Origin of the sequence: Allobosea rubneri, assembly GCF_032464875.1 — a bacterium.
Classification (GTDB): Bacteria; Pseudomonadota; Alphaproteobacteria; order Rhizobiales; family Beijerinckiaceae; genus Allobosea; species Allobosea rubneri.
Genome location: NZ_JAWDID010000016.1, coordinates 43,638 through 61,288 on the forward strand (window position 1 = coordinate 43,638; position 17,651 = coordinate 61,288).

General features: G+C 67.6%; 17 protein-coding genes. 11 read left to right on the forward strand and 6 right to left on the reverse strand.

Going from position 1 to position 17,651, the window contains the following annotated elements:
• Nucleotides 1-233 precede the first annotated feature (233 nt).
• Nucleotides 234-3,314 (forward strand): ATP-binding protein, encoded by a 3,081-nt coding sequence (locus tag RKE40_RS12675; RefSeq protein ID WP_316018598.1) that lies wholly within the window; start codon nt 234-236, stop codon nt 3,312-3,314.
• A 2-nt stretch (nt 3,315-3,316) separates the two neighbouring features.
• Here the strand turns inward: RKE40_RS12675 and RKE40_RS12680 are convergent, their stop codons facing one another.
• Both RKE40_RS12680 and mgtE read right to left on the reverse strand, forming a co-directional pair.
• Nucleotides 3,317-3,814 (reverse strand): GNAT family N-acetyltransferase, encoded by a 498-nt coding sequence (locus RKE40_RS12680; protein ID WP_316018599.1) that lies wholly within the window; start codon nt 3,812-3,814, stop codon nt 3,317-3,319.
• A gap of 56 nt (nt 3,815-3,870) precedes the next feature.
• Nucleotides 3,871-5,253, reverse strand: a complete 1,383-nt coding sequence (gene mgtE, locus RKE40_RS12685) for a magnesium transporter (RefSeq protein WP_316018600.1) — start codon at nt 5,251-5,253, stop codon at nt 3,871-3,873.
• A gap of 342 nt (nt 5,254-5,595) precedes the next feature.
• On the opposite strand from mgtE, the gene RKE40_RS12690 reads away from it, so the two are divergent.
• The 10 genes from RKE40_RS12690 to RKE40_RS12735 all read left to right on the forward strand — a co-directional run bounded on the left by RKE40_RS12690 (nt 5,596) and on the right by RKE40_RS12735 (nt 14,634).
• The gene (locus RKE40_RS12690) at nt 5,596-6,753 is read left to right on the forward strand and encodes an acyl-CoA dehydrogenase family protein (protein WP_316018601.1); all 1,158 of its coding nucleotides are present in this window, start codon (nt 5,596-5,598) and stop codon (nt 6,751-6,753) included.
• Nucleotides 6,754-6,864: 111 nt separating this feature from the next.
• Nucleotides 6,865-7,356 (forward strand): hypothetical protein, encoded by a 492-nt coding sequence (locus RKE40_RS12695; RefSeq protein ID WP_316018602.1) that lies wholly within the window; start codon nt 6,865-6,867, stop codon nt 7,354-7,356.
• Nucleotides 7,357-7,488: 132 nt separating this feature from the next.
• Nucleotides 7,489-8,151, forward strand: coding sequence for a glutathione S-transferase family protein (locus RKE40_RS12700; protein WP_316018603.1), 663 nt, complete (start codon nt 7,489-7,491; stop codon nt 8,149-8,151).
• An 86-nt stretch (nt 8,152-8,237) separates the two neighbouring features.
• Entirely contained in the window at nt 8,238-9,179 is a 942-nt protein-coding gene (locus tag RKE40_RS12705; protein WP_316018604.1) for a DMT family transporter, read from the forward strand.
• A 234-nt stretch (nt 9,180-9,413) separates the two neighbouring features.
• Nucleotides 9,414-10,403 (forward strand): LysR family transcriptional regulator, encoded by a 990-nt coding sequence (locus RKE40_RS12710; protein WP_316018605.1) that lies wholly within the window; start codon nt 9,414-9,416, stop codon nt 10,401-10,403.
• On the forward strand, nt 10,403-10,921 hold the full coding sequence (locus RKE40_RS12715) for a tripartite tricarboxylate transporter TctB family protein (protein ID WP_316018606.1): 519 nt from the start codon (nt 10,403-10,405) through the stop codon (nt 10,919-10,921). Before RKE40_RS12710 ends, RKE40_RS12715 begins: the two co-directional genes overlap by 1 nt.
• Nucleotides 10,922-10,925: 4 nt before the next feature.
• The gene (locus RKE40_RS12720) at nt 10,926-12,428 is read left to right on the forward strand and encodes a tripartite tricarboxylate transporter permease (RefSeq protein ID WP_316018607.1); all 1,503 of its coding nucleotides are present in this window, start codon (nt 10,926-10,928) and stop codon (nt 12,426-12,428) included.
• A 65-nt stretch (nt 12,429-12,493) separates the two neighbouring features.
• Nucleotides 12,494-13,462 (forward strand): tripartite tricarboxylate transporter substrate-binding protein, encoded by a 969-nt coding sequence (locus RKE40_RS12725; protein ID WP_316018608.1) that lies wholly within the window; start codon nt 12,494-12,496, stop codon nt 13,460-13,462.
• A gap of 102 nt (nt 13,463-13,564) precedes the next feature.
• Complete coding sequence (locus RKE40_RS12730; RefSeq protein WP_316018609.1) at nt 13,565-14,113, forward strand: ureidoglycolate lyase; 549 nt, start codon at nt 13,565-13,567, stop codon at nt 14,111-14,113.
• A gap of 101 nt (nt 14,114-14,214) precedes the next feature.
• A complete protein-coding gene (locus RKE40_RS12735; protein WP_316018610.1) occupies nt 14,215-14,634 on the forward strand; it encodes a DUF1236 domain-containing protein in 420 nt (139 codons plus the stop codon).
• Nucleotides 14,635-14,746: 112 nt separating this feature from the next.
• Here the strand turns inward: RKE40_RS12735 and RKE40_RS12740 are convergent, their stop codons facing one another.
• From RKE40_RS12740 to RKE40_RS12755, 4 genes are all read right to left on the reverse strand, one after another.
• Nucleotides 14,747-15,193 (reverse strand): RES family NAD+ phosphorylase, encoded by a 447-nt coding sequence (locus tag RKE40_RS12740; protein WP_316018611.1) that lies wholly within the window; start codon nt 15,191-15,193, stop codon nt 14,747-14,749.
• Nucleotides 15,193-15,621, reverse strand: coding sequence for a type II RES/Xre toxin-antitoxin system antitoxin (parS, locus tag RKE40_RS12745; protein ID WP_066468768.1), 429 nt, complete (start codon nt 15,619-15,621; stop codon nt 15,193-15,195). The genes RKE40_RS12740 and parS overlap by 1 nt, the downstream gene beginning before the upstream one ends.
• A gap of 65 nt (nt 15,622-15,686) precedes the next feature.
• Nucleotides 15,687-16,328 carry a uracil phosphoribosyltransferase gene (gene upp / locus RKE40_RS12750; RefSeq protein WP_316018612.1) on the reverse strand — a complete coding sequence of 214 codons (642 nt, stop codon included), beginning with the start codon at nt 16,326-16,328 and terminating at the stop codon, nt 15,687-15,689.
• A 101-nt stretch (nt 16,329-16,429) separates the two neighbouring features.
• Entirely contained in the window at nt 16,430-17,647 is a 1,218-nt protein-coding gene (locus tag RKE40_RS12755) for a URC4/urg3 family protein (protein ID WP_316018613.1), read from the reverse strand.
• Between the last annotated feature and the right edge of the window lie 4 nt (nt 17,648-17,651).

Genomic DNA, 17,651 nt, shown 5'->3' on the forward strand with positions numbered 1-17,651 from the left:
GTGACCGGAGGCCTGCCGCGTGTTCCGCCAGGCTTTATTGTGCACTGCAATATCATTATTGCGATGCGATGACAACGCGCTGCGCGCCTGCCCTCCCAGCCACATTAACGCTGTTTGGAAACGTCAGGGGAGAGCGCCTGTTCCCGCATGGCTTCACAAGGATTTGGTCGCTATTAAAGTTTTGTTAGGCATAATCACGCCGGATTGCAGAGTCGCCGGAAGAACGGGACGGAATGAGCGGATCCGAACAGGATTGGACAACCCTGGGCAGCGCATTGGCGCTTGACGGTGCTTTGGCGCCGTTTGCGGCCGAAGGGGCATTGCTGGTCTGGTCGCTCGACGGCCAGAAGCTTTTGCACGCCAATCCGGCAGGCAGGGCGCTGCTCTCACGTGGACCTGCCAGTTTGCCGGCTGCGGTGCAAGAGCGGCTGCGCCTGCTCGGCAGCGGCCTCGCCACCGCCGACACGGTTCGGCTTGAGCGTTTGCGCCTCGGCACGGGCCTCTCCGGGCTGGTCACCTGCGCCTGCAAGCTGATCGAAAGCCCGGCGGGCCGAGCGCTGGCACTCGGCATCACCGGCGCGGAATTGCGCCGAATCGGCGTCAGCATCCCCGCGGAAGCCCCTCCGACAGCGAACATGGTTCCAGCGTCGGCACAGGCGGAGATCTCGACCGAGAGCGCCGCCGCCGAAGCGCCGGCGCCTGCCGCGCCAGGGCGCCGGGCCAATCTCCGATTTCTGTGGGCAAGCGATGCCGAGGGCCGCTTCACCAGCGCCTCGCCGGAGTTCGGCGAGCTCGCCGGCGTGGAAGCGGCGGCCGCCCTGCCCGGTCGCACCTGGAGCCAGTTGCTCGGCCGCGAGATCCTCGACCTCGACGGCGACCTTGCCGAACGTCTTGTGACGTCGAGCACCTGGAGCGGCCGCGCCGTGATGTGGCGCGTCGCGCCGGGCGAAGGCGCGCGCGTCGAGCTTTCCGGTTTTCCGCTGTTCGACAAGGAGCGGGCGCCGGCCGGTTTCCGCGGTTTCGGCCTCGTCCGGCAAAGCGAGAACGAGCCCTTCCCCGAGTCTGACCCCGAGTCTGAAGCCATCGTCGAACCGGCGACACCGATCGCCGGAGCTAACCCTGTGAACGCCGCTTCCACCGGTGAAGACGAGGCGCATCAGTCGGCATCTGATGCCGATCTCGCGCCCCCGACCACCGAACAGGCGATCGCGGATGCCGACGAAGACGCCGCAGACGTCGCCGAAGTGACCGAGCCCGTCGCGGCGTCCGTGAACGAGGCATCCGAGGCCAGCGAACCCGAGCAGGATGCCGGAGCTGGAACCGAGGCCTCGACCGCAAACGAGACGTCGGGCGAAGCCGACGAAGAGCCGCTGATCGACGAAGCCCAGCAGGACGCCCAGCCACCGGCCGCCACTGGGAACGAAGAGATTTCCGAACCCGCAACCTCCGAGGCTGCGGCCGCCAAGACCGATGCAGCCGACACGCCGCCCTCCCCCGGCAATGTCGTGCCGCTGCGCAACGGGCAGCTTGCCGGCGTGCGCCCCGTGCTCGAACCGTCGAAGACGCTGCTGTCCTCGGCCGAGCGCAGCGCGTTCCGCGAGATCGCCAAGGCGCTCGGAGCGAGAATCGCCGGCGACGACGACGTGGAGACCGGGTTGCGCCTGCCCGCCGCGGCGCCATTGAAAGTAGGCGACGAGAGCAAGGCGGAGGCGCAGGTCGCCTCCCCGACCGACGCACAACCAGCCGCCACCGTGGTCGAAGGCCGGCCACGCATCGCCAACGCCCATGCCGAGATCCTCGACCGTTTGCCGATCGCGGTGCTGGTCAATCGCGACGAGACCGCGCTCTACGCCAATCGCACCCTGCTCGACCTGCTCGATTATGCAGATCTCGACGACCTGACAGCGGCTGGCGGCGTAAGCCGGCTGATCAAGGGCGCCGCCCGCAGCGCCGGCGGCGCGATGATCCTGGTCGACCGCAAGGGCGGGCTGGTCAGCGTCGATGGCAGGCTGTCCAGCATCGGCTGGCAGGGCGAACCTGCGACCCTGATGGCCTTCCGCAACAGCGTGCCGGGGGGTGACCTCAAGCTGCTGACAGAGGAGGAAGCGGAGCAGCACGAGCTCGCCGCCGAATTCGAGGCCGAGGAGGAAGAGGTCGCTGCGCGCGTCGCGTCGCTAAAGCTCGAAGGCTCCGCCAACGAATCGCGCGTCGCCGAGCTGAGCGCCGTCCTCGACACGGCCACCGACGGCGTCGCCACCGTCGACGGCCGCGGCCGCATCCTTTCGCTCAACAAGAGCGCCGAGGCGCTGTTCGGCTACGACCAGCGCGAGGTCGCGGGCGAGCTCTTCACCCTGCTCTTCGCGCCGGAAAGCCATTCGCCGGCGCTCGACTATCTCGATGGCCTGATCGGCGGTGGCGTCGCCTCGCTGATGAACGACGGACGCGAAGTCGTCGGGCGGGTCCGCCAGGGCGGACGCATCCCGCTGTTCATGACGATGGGGCGGATCGCAGAGGGGCCGGACAGCAAGTTCTGCGCGGTGCTGCGCGACATCACCGCCTGGAAAAAGACCGAGGGCGAGCTGGTCGAAGCGCGCAAGGCGGCCGAAAAGGCCAGCGCCCAGAAATCGGACGTGCTCGCCAAGATCAGCCACGAAATCCGCACGCCGCTCAACGCGATCATCGGCTTCGCAGAGGTGATGGCCGAGGAGCGCTTCGGGCCGATCGAGAACGAGCGCTACAAGGAATACCTGCGCGACATCCACCAGTCGGGCGGCTATGTCATCAGCCTGGTCAACGACCTGCTCGACCTCGCCAAGATCGAGGCCGGCAAGCTCGACCTCGACTTCGTCGGCGTGAACCTCAACGAGATCGCCTTGTCGGCGGTGAACCTGCTGCAGCCGGAGGCGCAGCGCGGGCGCGTCGTGCTGCGCTCGGGGCTGGCGCCGAAGCTGCCGCCGGTGGTCGCCGACGAGCGCTCGCTGCGCCAGATCGTGCTCAACCTGCTCTCCAATGCGGTGAAGTTCACCGATGCCGGCGGTCAGGTCATCGTCTCGACCGCACTCGGCGACCAGGGCGAGGCGATCCTGCGGGTGCGCGATACCGGCATCGGCATGGATGACGACGAGATCGCGCTGGCGCTCGAACCTTTCCGCCGGGTGCCGACGACGCGCAAGGCCGGCGGCACGGGCCTCGGCCTGCCGCTGACCAAGGCGCTGGTCGAGGCCAACCGCGCCGCGCTGACGATCACCAGCGTCAAGAAGGAAGGCACGCTGGTCGAGGTGACCTTCCCGCCGCAGCGGGTGCTGGCCGGCTGAAATCAGCGCTCAAGCGCGTGCCGGTAGAGATTGCGTTCCAGTTCGGGCACGTAGCGCTCGATCGCGAAACCGGCCTTCTCGAGAACCCGGCACGAGCCGACATTGTCCGGGCGGGCGAAGGCCCGCAGCTCCGGCAGCCGCAACCGGTCGCGCGCCTCGGCGACGCTCGCCACCGCGAGTTCGCTCGCATAACCCGTGCCCCAGGTCGAGGGCGCGAACCAGTAGCCGAGCTCGACACCCCAGCCCGGATCGAACGGGTCCTCGAACAGCCCTCCCCAACCAATGATCGCCCCGTCGCTCCGGTTTCGGACCGTCCAGGGCGCGCAGCCGAGCCGGCGACGCTGCCACTCATGCCCGGCGACGTGGCGGCGGCAGGCGCGCAATGTCGCGAAATAAGCGGTGTGCCGCATCGCCTGCGCGTCGCCGAGAAAGCTGAAGAGCGCCGGCACGTCGGAGGCTTTGGTGGGGCGCAGCGAGAGCCGCTCGGTCAGGATGTCCATGCAGGCCTTCAAGCAAGAACCGCGCCCGCGGTGCAAGGCGGGCGCGGCTCGTTCCGCTAAAGCAGCGTCCCGGTCAGGATCAGCGAGGCGATGCTGAAATAGATCGCCAGCCCGGAGACATCGACCAGGGTCGCGACGAAGGGCGCCGAGGCGCTGGCGGGATCGAAACCGAGCCGCGTCATGATGAAGGGCAGCATCGAGCCGGTCAGCGAGCCGAAGGTGACGATGCCGAGCAAGGCCGCGCCGACCGTCGCCGCAACCAGCAGCCAGTGCTCGCCATAATCGTAGAAGCCGAGCTTCTGCCAGACCACGACGCGGACGACGCCGATCGCCCCGAGGATGGCGCCGAGCGTGATCCCGGTCGGCAGCTCCCGGAGTGCAACGCGCCACCAGTCGCCCGGCACGAGCTCGCGCAGAGCCAGCGCCCGGATGATCAACGAAGTCGCCTGCGAGCCGGAATTGCCGCCCGAGCTCATGATCAACGGGATGAACAGGGTCAGCACGATCGCCTTCTCGAGCGCGCCCTCATAGTGCTGCAGCACCGAGGCCGTCAGCATCTCGCCGAGCAGGAGCACGCTGAGCCAGCCGGCGCGCTTCTGGATCATGCTGAAGAAGCCGATCTCGCGGTAGGGCACGCCGAGCGCTTCCATGCCGCCGAGCTTGTGCACGTCCTCGGTGGTCTCGGCGATCATCGCGTCGATGACGTCGTCGACCGTGACGATGCCGAGGACGCGGCTGTTATCGTCGACCACCGGCACGGCGAGCAGGTTGTACTTGGCGATCAGCCGCGCCACCTCCTCGCGATCTGTCAGCGGCGAGACGCTGACCGGCTCGCGCCGCCCGGCGGCGGAACCGACCAGCGCCCCCGGCTCGGCCGAGATCAGGCGGCGCAGGGCGACCGCCTGCTGCAGCCCGCCGGTGACGGGATCGAGCACATAGATCGCATAGACGGTCTCGCGGGTGCGCTCGACGGTGCGGACATGGTCGAGCGTGCGTGCCACCGTCCAGTCGGCCGGCACGCTGACGAACTCGGTGGTCATGATCGCGCCGGCGCTGTGCTCGGGATAGGCGAGCAGCGAGGCGAGAGCGGCCTTGGTCTCGTGGTCGAGCTTCGCGACATAGCGATGCCGCTCGGGCTCGGAGAGATCGTTGCGGAACAGGTCGGCGACGCGGTCCGACGACATCGCCTGGATGAAGGCGACCGCGCGCTCGAGCGGCAGCGCCTTCAGGATCGCACCCGGCTCGCGCAATTCTGGCTGGTCGAGCACGTCGACCGCGCGCGCCTTCGGCAGATCGAGCAGGACATCGGCGGCATAGGCCGGCGGATGCTCGTTCAGCGCTTCGACGATGTCGGCGACATGGGCGCGGCTCAGCGTGACGGCGAGAGCCGACGCGGCGAAGCCGACGGTGGGCAGGATTTCGGTAACAGCGGCGTTCATGGCCCGCTTCCTTTCGTTCGGCCGTCGATCGGCCAAACGCGGGCGAGCCTGCCGGTTAGGGTTCAGGCGCCCGGGCGGGCCGGCGACGGCAAGGACTGTCGACTGGGACTGTCGCTTGGCATGGGGTTCAAAGGTTCCTGTGAGGTCGCCGGACGAGCGGAAGGCGCGAGCCGGCGAACAGCGCGGCACATGCGCCTCGCGATCCGCGCCGTCAAGTCGAAACTTCAGGGTTCGGGCGAGCGCCCGCCAGCGCAAAACCCGCCGGGCAAAGCTTCGCGTTGGCGCCAACGACGGCGCGCTCTAAGCTCCCCGTCATCCGTCCAGTCCAGCGAGCGCAACCGCATGCAATTTGCCTTCACCGAAGAGGAAGAGCTGATCCGCGACAGCGCCCGCAAGCTCGCCACCGACCGGCTGGCTCCGCTCGCCGAGACGCTCGACCGCGGCGAAGGCCGGGCCGAATTCCTCGCCAACCTGAAGCTGCTCGCGGAGAACGGCTTCATGGCCCTCAACATCCAGGCCGGCTTCGGTGGCTCGGAAGCGGGTACTGTCGCCTTCGCCCTGGCGCTGGAGGAACTGGCCGCGGCCTGCGCCTCGACGGCGGTGACGACCTCGGTGACCAACATGGTCGGCGAGGTGATCCAGGCGGTCGGCAGCTCGCAGCAGCAGGCCGAGCATCTGCCCAAGCTCGCCGACGGAACCTACCCGGCCGGCGCCTTCTGCCTGACCGAGGCGGGCGCCGGCTCCGACCCCGGCGGCATGAAGCTGCGCGCTCGCCGCGACGGCGACGCCTATGTCCTCGACGGCGAGAAGATCTTCATCACATCCGGGGAGTATGCCGGCCTCTTCGTGGTCTGGGGCGTGACCAACCCGGATGCACCGAAGGGCAAGGGCATCTCGGTCTTCCTCGTTCCCGCCGCCACGCCGGGCGTCAGCGTCGGCAAGGCCGAGAAGAAGATGGGGCAGACCGGTTCGGCCACCAACACGATCCGCTTTGAGGGCGCGCGCATCCCCGCCAGCGCGCTGATGGGCAAGGAGAATGACGGTTTCCGCGTCGCGGTCGGCGAACTCGCCGGTGGGCGCATCGGCGTCGCCTCGGTTTCGCTCGGCATCGCCCGCGCGGCGATGGACGCTGCCAAATCCTATGCTCGCGAGCGCAAGCAGTTCGGCCAGGCGCTGACCGAATTCCAGGGGCTGCAGTGGCTCATCGCCGATCGCGAGCTCGACCTCCACGCCTCGCGCCTGCTGATCCTCGATGCCGCCGCGAAGAAGGACCGCGGCGAGCCCTTCGCCCGGGAAGCCTCGATGGCCAAGCTCTTCGCCTCGGAGGCGGCGCATCGCTGCACCGATGCCGCGATCCAGATCCATGGCGGCGCCGGCTATTGCCGCGACTTCCCGGTCGAGCGCTATGCCCGCGACGCCCGGATCACCCGGATCTACGAGGGCACTTCGGAGATCCAGCGGCTGATCATCGCCCGCGAGACCTTGCGCCAGCTCGGCTGAACGAGGTCCGCGTCGACAACGCCGGCGGTGGACATCACAATTCGGGCGGGAGCGAAGCGGTAGAAGGCTACGAGCGCAACGGCGATCACAGGACAGCGTCAGGGGGCCATCGTGTCGAGGGCACTGGTTTTCGGATTGTGCCTTTCCCTCGGGCTAGCCCCCCGCGCCTACCCGTCCGAACTGCTGGCCAAGGTGGAGTTCATCGAGCAGCACGAGCGGATCGCGCCCTCGCGCGGCTTCAGCCACACGAAGGTCGAGATCAGCGCCGCGATCAAATCGACTGGTCAGGTCAGCGTCGCGGAAAACCGGGCCAGCGGGCGCGCCGCATCTTCCGGCAACCGATCCAGCACACTGGGAAGACCGGGCACCAGGCAGCTCTGGAAGGTGATCAGCGAAAAGAGACTGGCGAACTATACGGCCTATACCAACTTCACGCGGGTCATTTACCTGACCATCGATGGCCCCCGCTGCTCGATCGAGGTCCAGTACCCACTGCAGCCGGGCGAAACGGAGTATCGCTACCGGCGGCTCTCCAACGGCGAAAGGGCGGTCGCGCGCTCGATCTCGATCAGCCATCCGCGCTGTGAACTGAGAACCATGTGAGCAAGGGCGTCCCGGGCCGCGCCGGCACGCGCGCAGCGATCTTGACAATCGCCTGATCCGATCCGCTACCTGAACGGGCTCGCTCCGGTTACCTGCGATCCGGAGTTCCTCCCGCCCGCCGGAATTCCGCCCATGACCCTGACCATTTATGGCTGTCACCGCTCGCGCGCGGCGCGCAATGTCTGGCTCGCCAACGAGCTTGGCATCTCTTTCAAGCAGGTTCCGGTGATTCAGGCCTACCGCCTCGCCGATCCAGACGCGCCCGGTGCGCCGCTCCATACCCGCAGCCCCGAATTCCTTAAGGTCAACCCCAACGGGCACATCCCGTCGATCGACGATGACGGCTTTGTCCTGCACGAATCGCTGGCGATCAACCTCTACCTCGCCCGCAAGCATGGCGGGCCGGTCGCGCCCAAGAACGTGCAGGAGGAAGGGCTCGCGGCAATGTGGGCGCTGTGGGCCGCGACCGAGTGCGAGACGCATGCGCTCAACCTGACCTATCACCTCGCCGCCTACCCGCCGGAGAAGCGCGACCCGGCCATCGTCGCCGCCGCGCTCGCCGCCCTGCCCGCCCCCTTTGCAGTGCTCGACAAGGCCCTGGCGGAAGGCGGTGGCTATGTGATGGGCGGGCGCTTCACCGTCAGTGACATCAACGTCGCCGAGATCATCCGCTACGCCAAACCGGCGGCGCAGCTCTTCGACGCCGCCCCGAACGTCAAGGCCTGGCTCGAGGCCTGCCACGCCCGTCCCGCCTTCAAGGCGATGTGGGCGGCGCGCGAGGCGGAAGCCGCCTGAGCCTGCCTTGCGGAAATCGGGTGGTCGGGCAAAGCCCGGCCGCCTACTGACGCAGGCTGACCTACCCTGCGAAGACAGATTGCACCATGACACAGCCGACCTCCGCTCCCGCGCTGCGCATGGGCCCGACCGAGTGGCTCCTGCTCGTCGTCCTCTCGGTCCTGTGGGGCGGCTCGTTCTTCTTCAACAAACTCACCGTGGCGGAATGGCCGCCCTTCGCGGTGGTTCAGGTCCGCGTCGGCCTCGCCGCGCTGTCGCTGCTGCTGGTGGTCCGGATCACCGGGCAATCCATGGCGGTGGGACGCAGCCTCTGGCTCGCTTTTTTCGGCATGGGCGTCCTCAACAACCTGATCCCGTTCAGCCTTTTTCTTTGGGGCCAGCAGCAGATCGCCAGCGGCCTCGCCTCGATCCTGAACGCCACGACGCCGATCTTCGCCGTGCTGGTGATGCATTGCTTCGGCAATGAGAAGGCGACGGGGTTGAAGCTCGGCGGCGTCCTCGCCGGCCTCATCGGCGTCGGCATATTGATGGGACCCGATGCGCTCGGCGGCCTCGGCTCCAATCTCGCGGCGCAGCTCGCCTGCGTTCTTGCTGCGGTTTCCTACGCCTTCTCCGGCCTGTTCGGCCGGCGCTTCCGTGGCTTGCCGCCGCTCGTCGCCGCCACCGGCCAGTTGTCCGCCTCAACCATCATGATCGTTCCGATCGTGTTTTTCCTGCATCCGCCCTGGACGTTGCCGGTCCCCTCGCAGCAGGCTGTCCTCGCGGCGGTCGGCCTGGCCCTGATCTCGACGGCCCTGGCCTACATCATCTTCTTCCGGATCATGCGCACCGCCGGGCCGAGCAACGTCATGCTGGTGACCTTCCTGATCCCGGTCAGCGCCATCCTGCTCGGATCCGGCCTGCTCGGAGAAGAGCTTCTGCCGCGCCATTTCGCCGGCATGACCGCGATCTTCGTCGGACTCGCACTGATCGACGGCCGGGTCGCGACCTTGTGGAGCGCCAGACGAGCAGGCGCCCCGACCGCTTGACCGGCTTCTGCCGAGCGCCGACAAGCGCCGAAAGATCAATCCATTACGCCATCGACCGGCGATGGCGGCGACGTTCGCCCTGTGGATGTTGCCCGCATGGCAATCAGCTTTGTTGCCAATAAATTATGAATTGCTCTAGGGTCGCAAATTGAGCGGTTGACGCTAAAGGGGCATAACAGAAATCACTGGACGATATCACAAAAAGCGATACGCCAGAGGGGAGACGCGACAACCATGGATCTGCGGCAACTGCGATGCTTCATCGCGGTGGCGGAGGAGCTTCATTTCGGCCGAGCGGCCGAGCGGCTCGGCCTCGCGCCACCCGCTCTCTCGCGCCAGATCAGCGCGCTGGAGGATGGACTCGGCGTCAGCCTGCTGACGCGCACGACCCGTCAGGTCGCCCTCACCCGCGCCGGCCTGATCATGCTCGAGGAAGCCAAAGGCATCCTGGTCAGGATGGAGCGTGCCTCGCGGTCCGTCCGGGAGGCTTCTCTGGCCTCAAGCCGTGTGCTGCGGGTCGGGGCGATCGACGCCGCCTCCTCCAGCTTCGTGCCGGAGGCGTTGGTCACCTTCCGCGCCCGCCATCCCGGCATCGAGATCAAATTCGTCGAGGCGATGACCGCGCCGCTCGTCCAGATGCTGGAGGCCGGCAAGCTCGATCTGGCGCTGCTGCGCCCACCGCGCAAGCCGACCGACTGCGCCTTCGAGGTGTTGCGGGTCGAGCGCCCCATCGTCGTGCTGAACGACGCCCACCCGCTTGCGGCGCGCGACGATCTCACCATGCAGGATCTCGTCGGCGAGCCCTTCGTGGTGCCGTCGAAACGGATCCGTCCCTTCGCCTACGACCTCGTCATGGCCTATTTCGAGAGCGTCGGCGCCGTTCCCAACGTCATCATCGAGGCAACCGAAAAGCCGGCCATGATGTCGGCGGTCGCCGCAGGGCTCGGCATGTCGCTGGCCCCGGACTGGGTTTCGCGGCTGAGTTTTCCCGGCGTCACCATGCGCCGCTTGCGAGGGGCACTGCTCGACCCGCCGCCGCCCGGCGCGCTCGTCGGCGTCGCCTGGCGGCCGCAGCAGAAGCTTTCCGCGCGCGACGATTTTCTCGCCATCCTGCGAGAGAGCGTCACGCTCATCGACGAGCGTATCACCCTGCCCTTCACTGTGCCGGTGCACGCCCGAAAGCCCGCGATGCGCGCCGTCGCGACCCAAGCCGGAGGTTATTGATGAGTTTGAACAAGATCGAGTCGGCGCAGGGGCTGCGTATCCGATCGACCCAGGATTTCGCGGCGGGACTGTTCATGATCGGCCTCGCCGGGCTCGCCTTGTTCCTGTCGCGCGATCTAGCCACCGGCACCTTGCGCCAGCTCGGGCCGGGCATGCTGCCGAAGTCCTTCGCGGTGATCTGCGCTGCGCTCGGCCTGCTGCTGAGTATCAACTCGCTGCGCTACAAGGGCGAGAAGCTCGCCGGCTGGTCCTGGCGCGGCGTGCTCTTCGTGCTCGGCGCTGCCTGCCTGTTCGGCCTCACGATCCGCGGCTTCGAGATCGGCCCGCTCAAGGTTCCTGCCCTCGGCATGCTGGTATCGGGACCGCTCGTCGTATTCGTCTCCGGTCTCGCCGCGGAGGACGTCAAGCTCAAGGAACTGACAATCTTCGCGATCGCGATGACCATCGCCTGTGCCCTCCTCTTCAAATACGCGCTGAGCCTGCCGATCCCGCTGGCGCCCTGGCTCTTCGGGATCTGACACGATGCATGACATGATCGCCAATCTCGGGCTCGGCTTCTCCGTCGCGCTCGGTCTGCAGAATATCGCCCTCGCCTTCGTCGGCTGCCTCGTCGGCACGCTGATCGGCGTGCTGCCGGGCGTCGGCCCAGTCGCCACCATCGCCATGCTCTTGCCGATCACCTTCGGGCTCGATCCGGTCGGCGCACTGATCATGCTCGCCGGCATCTATTACGGCGCGCAATACGGTGGCTCGACCACCGCGATCCTGGTCAACATCCCCGGCGAGGCCACCGCGGTCGTCACCACGCTCGACGGCCACCAGATGGCCAAGCAGGGCCGCGCCGGCGTCGCGCTCGGTACCGCCGCGATCGGCTCCTTCGTCGCCGGTTGCTTTGCGACGCTGATCATCGCCGCGCTCGGCGCCCCCCTGACCAAGCTCGCCCTGCTGTTCGGCCCGGCCGAGTACTTCTCGCTGATGGTGATGGGCCTGTGCTTCGCGGTCGTGCTGGCGCGCGGCTCGATCCTCAAGGCCTTCTGCATGATCATGCTCGGCCTCTTGCTCTCGACCGTCGGCACCGACCTCGAGACCGGCCAGGAGCGCATGACGTTCGGCTTCCCGCCGCTGGCCGACGGCATCGACTTCGCCGTGTTGGCGATGGGCGTGTTCGGCTTCGCCGAAGTGCTGCGCAACCTCGAGAACCCCGAGGCGCGCGACGTCGTGAAGGCCAAGATCGGCCGGCTGCTGCCGAGCTGGGAAGACATCAAGCAGTCGACCGCCCCCTGCCTGCGCGGCACCTTCATCGGCGGCGTGCTCGGCATCCTGCCCGGCAACGGCGCGGTGCTTGGCCCGTTCGCCAGCTACACGCTCGAGAAGAAGATCGCCAAGGACCCCTCGCGCTTCGGCAAGGGCGCGATCGAAGGCGTCGCCGGGCCGGAATCGGCCAACAATGCCGGCGCGCAGACCGCCTTCATCCCGCTGCTCACCCTCGGCATTCCGCCGAATGCGGTGATGGCGCTGATGGTCGGCGCGATGACGATCCACGGCATCATCCCCGGCCCGCAGGTGATGACCAAGAACCCGGAGCTGTTCTGGGGCATGATCGCTTCGATGTGGATCGGCAACCTGATGCTGCTGATCATCAACCTGCCGCTGGTCGGCGTCTGGGTGAAGCTGCTGCAGGTGCCCTACCGCCTGATGTTCCCGGCGATCCTGATCTTCTGCTCGATCGGCATCTACTCGGTGAATAACCAGCCAGTCGACGTCGCCTTCACCGCGCTGTTCGGCCTGTTCGGCTATCTCCTGATCAAGCTCGGCTTCGAGCCGGCTCCGATGCTGCTCGGCTTCGTGCTCGGCAAGCTGATGGAGGAGAAGCTGCGCCAGGCACTGATCATCTCGCGCGGCTCGTTCATGACCTTCATCGAGCGGCCGATCTCGGCCGGCCTGCTGGTGGTCGCGGTCGCGATCCTGGTCATCGCGCTGCTGCCTTCGATGGCGAAGAAGCGCGACGAGGTCTTCACCGAATGACGGGGTTGCCTCGCAGCCCTGAACCTCGCAACGCTCACGACAACCGTTCAATGGGAGGAATACGCATGAAGAAGCTCGCCCTCGGCGTCGTCGCCGCATTGGCGCTTGCCGCCCCGGCCCAAGCGCAGACGAAGTATCCCGAGCGTCCGATCACCATGATCGTGCCCTTCGCGGCCGGCGGCCCCACCGACATCATCGCCCGCATCGTCGGCGAGAGCATGTCGAAGACGCTCGGGCAGCAGGTCGTGGTCGAGAACGTCGCCGGGGCCGGTGGCACCACCGGCATCACCCGCGCGCTGACCTCCGCCCCGGACGGCTACACCATCGCGATGGGCCATCTCGGCACCTACTCCGCGGCGCCCTCGACCTATCCCGGGCTGAAATACGACCCGATCAACGGCATGCAGGCGATTGGCCTCGCCGGCGGCACGCCGATCCTGATCGTCGCCAAGAAAGATCTCGCGCCAAAGGACCTGAAAGAGTTCGTAGCCTTCGTTAAGGCGAACCCGGACAAGCTCAACGAAGCCCATGCCGGCGTCGGCTCGGTATCCTGGACAACCTGCACCCTGCTCAAGGGCCAGCTCGGCGTGCCGAAGCTCAATTCGGTCGCTTATCGCGGCACCGGCCCAGCGCTGAACGACTTGGTCTCCGGCCAGATCGACTTCATGTGCGACCAGATCGTTTCGGTCTCCGAGCAGGTCAAGGCCGGCACGATCAAAGCCTATGCGATCGCCTCGGCCGAGCGCTCGCCGGCCCTGCCGAACGTGCCGACCACCAAGGAAGCCGGACTGCCCGAGTACCAGATCGAGGCCTGGAACGGCCTGGCCGCCCCGAAGGGCACGCCGAAGGAAATCGTCGACAAGCTCGTCGACGCGCTCGACAAGGCCCTGAACGACGAGAACGTCAAGAAGCGCCTGCTCGACCTCGGCACGGTCATCCCGACCGCCGAGGAGCGCAAGCCGGCCGGTTTCGCCGCGCTGATCAAGCGCGACGCCGACAAGCTCTCGCCAGTGCTCTCGGCCGCGCCGAAGTAAACTCCGGGCGCTGAAGCATCGCAGCATCGTCACGGCGGGCCGCAAGGCCCGCCGTTTGCTTTCGGGCTCGGACAGGGCTCGCGATCTCATAGAGGATGCAGCATGAATCGGACGATCCGTATCCCCGTAGCGCCGCTGACGCCGGAGGCCTTCGCGCCCTATGGCCGCATCCTCGCCCCCGCCGGGCCGCGCGATGCCGGCCGCGAGGGTTACGACATCTGGGTCCAGCCCTTCGCCGCCGAGACCAGGCCGCGCCTGCAGCTCGTGCGCTACCATGCCCGACCCTTCGTCGTCGCCGTGATCGAGCGCCATCTCCACGTCACCGAGGCACGCCTGCCACTCGGCGGGCCGCCGGCCATCATCGTGGTCGCAGAGCCTTCCAAGACACCGCCTGAGCCGGAGGCTCTGCGCGCCTTCCGCCTCGACGGCGAGGGCGTGATGTTCAGCCGCGGCACCTGGCACGCGATCGATGCCTACCCGGAAGCCGGGCCGCATGCCGACTTCCTGTTCCTCTCCGAGGAAGCGACCGTCGACGAACTCTTCGCCAATGCCGGCAGGCCGCCGCAACGGACTCAGGTCTTCGATTTCGCCGCAGCCGGGACGGAGATCGTGATCGCCACGAAGCCGCTGATCGACAAGGACAATCCCTGAAGCCGTTCACGAACGTTCACAGCTCGTGACCCGGACCGGCGGAACTTGCCGGGTGTTTTGCCGTTCTTGCTGCCGAGGTTTCCCTCAGAAGGAGAACGGAAATGTTCAAGAAGCTTGCTCTCGTAGCGGCCCTCGCCATTGTTCCGGCCACGGCCTTTGCCCAGCAGAATCCGCAGGGCGCCCAGGGTGGCGCGGTTGGCGGCGCGACGGCCGGCGCGGTCGGCGGCGCCGTGGTCGGCGGCCCGGTTGGCGCTGTGGTCGGCGGTGTCGGCGGTGCCGTCGTGGGTGCGATCATCGGCGACAACACCCCGCGCTTCAAGACCTACGTCGTCGAGCAGCGCGTTCCGTCCTATACCTATGCGGAGCCGGTCGTGGTCGGCGCGACGCTGCCGCGCGAGGGCGTCCGCTATTACGAAGTCCCGCGCGAATACGGCGCGACCGATTATCGCTACACGGTCGTCAACAACCGTACCGTCCTGGTCGACCCGCAGACGCGCCGCATCGTCCAGGTCATCGAATAACGGCTGATTTCGGCGCTCCGGCCCAGCTCGCGCCATCGCGGCCTGAGTGAAAGCCGGCAGCGGGGGCCCGCCCAGAAATGGGCGGGCCTTTCGCACGACAGGAGCGTCGCGCTTACAGGATCGTGCCGGACAGCGGCAGCCAGAGGCGGCGATCGAAGCTGAACTTCTGCTGCCCGATCACCGCGACGGAACTCCCGCCGACACACGCAGGGTTGATCAGAAAGTTGGCGCTACGCGGCGCCGCGAAGGAGGGCACTTTCAGCACAGGCGTACGCCCTTCCGCCAGCCAGGCGTCGCCGAGCTGTCTCGGATTCTCCGGCAAGACCGTGATCTCCTCACAAGCGGCCTCGGCGAGGTCGACCTCGACCAGGACGTAGTCGTCGGGGATCAGGTCCGGCTCGAGATCGAGATGGACCCTGACTTCCAGGATGGCGAGGGCGGGATTCTCGGCGGTGTAGACGACCGGCCGCCCCGGCGAGTTCCAGCGCCCGCCATAAAGCCTCGCGCCCTCGCCGTTGAGATCGGCGAAGGCGGCGCGGCAGACGCGCCAGACCCGCATCAGGCAGCGATGCCGTGCGCGATACGGCCGAGCAGCGTCTCCACCTCGGCCGCGCCCTCGCTGGTGTCGAGCAGCGCGATCGGCTTCTCGCCGCCGAGCGCCTCGGTCGGCCGGCGCAGCCACCTGCCGGCTTTCTCCTGCGAGCCGAAGGTCTCCTCCGCCTCGGCGATGACGCGGGCGGCCCGGACCAGCCGATCGGACTGCTCGCTGGTCAGGGTGCCGATCTTGCGGCGATGGCTGAGCGTCTTGCGCGGCAGCACGACCTCGTCGATCTCGGCCAGCGTCATGCGGCCGCTGGCGATGACATGTTCCACCGCCGCCACCGGGAAGCCGCGCCGGACCGCAGCGATGATCGCGCGCGCGCTGTCGAGCGGAGCGCCGATCACCTCCGGGCCGCCAACCACGTCCACTGCACGGATCGTCGTCACCATCGCCTCCTTGGCAATATGCCTACAAGATAAGGGCATATCGCCGGAACGACAAGGGCGGGCGCTCAGCGCGTCCCGAACATCCGGTCGCCGGCATCGCCCAGGCCGGGCACGATGTAGCCGTGATCGTTGAGACGCTCGTCGATCGCGGCGGTCCAGATCCGGACATCGGGATGGGCGTCGCGCATGCGGGCGATGCCCTCGGGCGCCGCGAGCAGGCAGACGAAGCGCAAGTCATGCGCTCCACGCTCCTTCAGCCGGTCGACGGCGGCGACCGCGGAGTTCGCCGTCGCCAGCATCGGGTCCATCACCACGATCATGCGGTCGGCAATGTCCGAGGGCGCCTTGAAGTAGTACTCGACCGCCTGCAGCGTCTCGGGATCGCGATAGAGGCCGATATGGGCGACGCGGGCGGCCGGAACGAGCTCGAGCATGCCGTCGAGGAAGCCGACGCCGGCCCGCAGGATCGGCGCGAAGACCAGCTTCTTGCCGGAGATCACCGGCTGCATCGACTTCTGCAGCGGCGTCTCGATCTCGATCATCTCGGTCGGCAGATCGCGGGTCACCTCGTAGCAGAGCAGCATGCCGATCTCGTTCAGGAGTTGGCGGAAGCTCTTGGTCGAACGGTCCTTCTCGCGCATCAGCGTCAGCTTGTGCCGCACCAGCGGGTGGTCGACGACGGTCACGCCGTCGGAGTGCGTTGCCATTCTAGTAGCCCCTCATTTGTCGTCTCGACGCTCACCCTGAGGCGCCAGGCGAAAGCCCCGCGCCCGAAGGATGAGGGCCGATGATGTCGTTGGCCCTGGACTCAGAATACCGTGCCGTCGCTGACGATGGTCAAGGGCGGCCCGCCGCCCTCGCGCTTCTCGGCTGCGATGCGGCGGCCGGCTGCCCATGTACCGCCTTCGAGCACCTTTGCCAGCGGCAATTGCTCGCGCGTCAGGCCGAGGCGCTCGCGCACCAGCTCGCCGATCCGATCGAGCAAGGCGACGGTCAGCGCCCGCCATTCGACGACGAGCTCGGAGCCGACCTCATGGGCGCCGCCTCGCTCCTCCTCGTGCTTCAGCGCGATCACGCCAAGGTCGAGCAGCAGACCGCCATTGCGGTACTCCGGCAGGCCGGTGAGCTCGTCGATGCCGACGACGTCGACGCCGGCCCATTGCAGCGGCTCGATCAGCGAGTAGCTCAGCCATTGCGAGAGCTTGTGGAACGGCACGATGCCGGCGGTGATGCTGCCCTGCGCGATCAGCGGATGCTTCCAGCTGTCGCCGAGCGGGATGCCGGCATAGCTCAGGCGCGAGGGCCAGATGCCTCCGAGCACCTCGAGCACCTGCGACAGGATATAGCTGGCGCGGAGCGTGCCGCCCTCGGCCGCGGCGAAAAGCCGGTCGAACAGGCCGCCCGGCCGGTCGAGACCGTGCTTCTCCAGCTCTTCGCCGAGCCGGTTGAGCAGGGCGGCCCGACCTTCGAGGCTGACCAGCGGATTGTCGGGGCCAGCCTGAAAACCCTCGGCGAGCGCCGCCGCATCGAGCCGCTTCAGCGCGGCGCTGTCGACGCGCAGCGGGTCGGCGGGATCGCCGGAGAACAGGCCGGCCGCGAACATGTCGAGCGAGGCCAGAGCCAGCCCTTCCGAACGGGCGATGAACTCTCCGGTCAGCGCGTCGCGATAGCGCCAGGCGGGACCGGCGCCGGCATCGAGGAGGACGCTGACGATGGCGAGATCATAGGCGGCACGGCCGCGCGCACCGGCGTCGGCGAAGCCGGCGGCCTCGTCGAGGGCGCGCCAACGATCGGTGCCGGCGACGAAAAAATGCCGCCAGCGCGCATGGAAGGGAATATCGAGCGTTGGATAGTTCCGGCGGATCGTCGCCAGCACATAGTCCGCGCAGGCTTCGAGCCGCTCGGGATGCACGGTGAAGTGCGAGAGCTGCCCGTCGAGCCCGAGCTGCAGCATCTCCTGCGCACGCTCGCGGATGACGGCCGGCTTCAGCAGCTGGCGGACGGCTTCGGGATCGCGATCGGGCATGGCA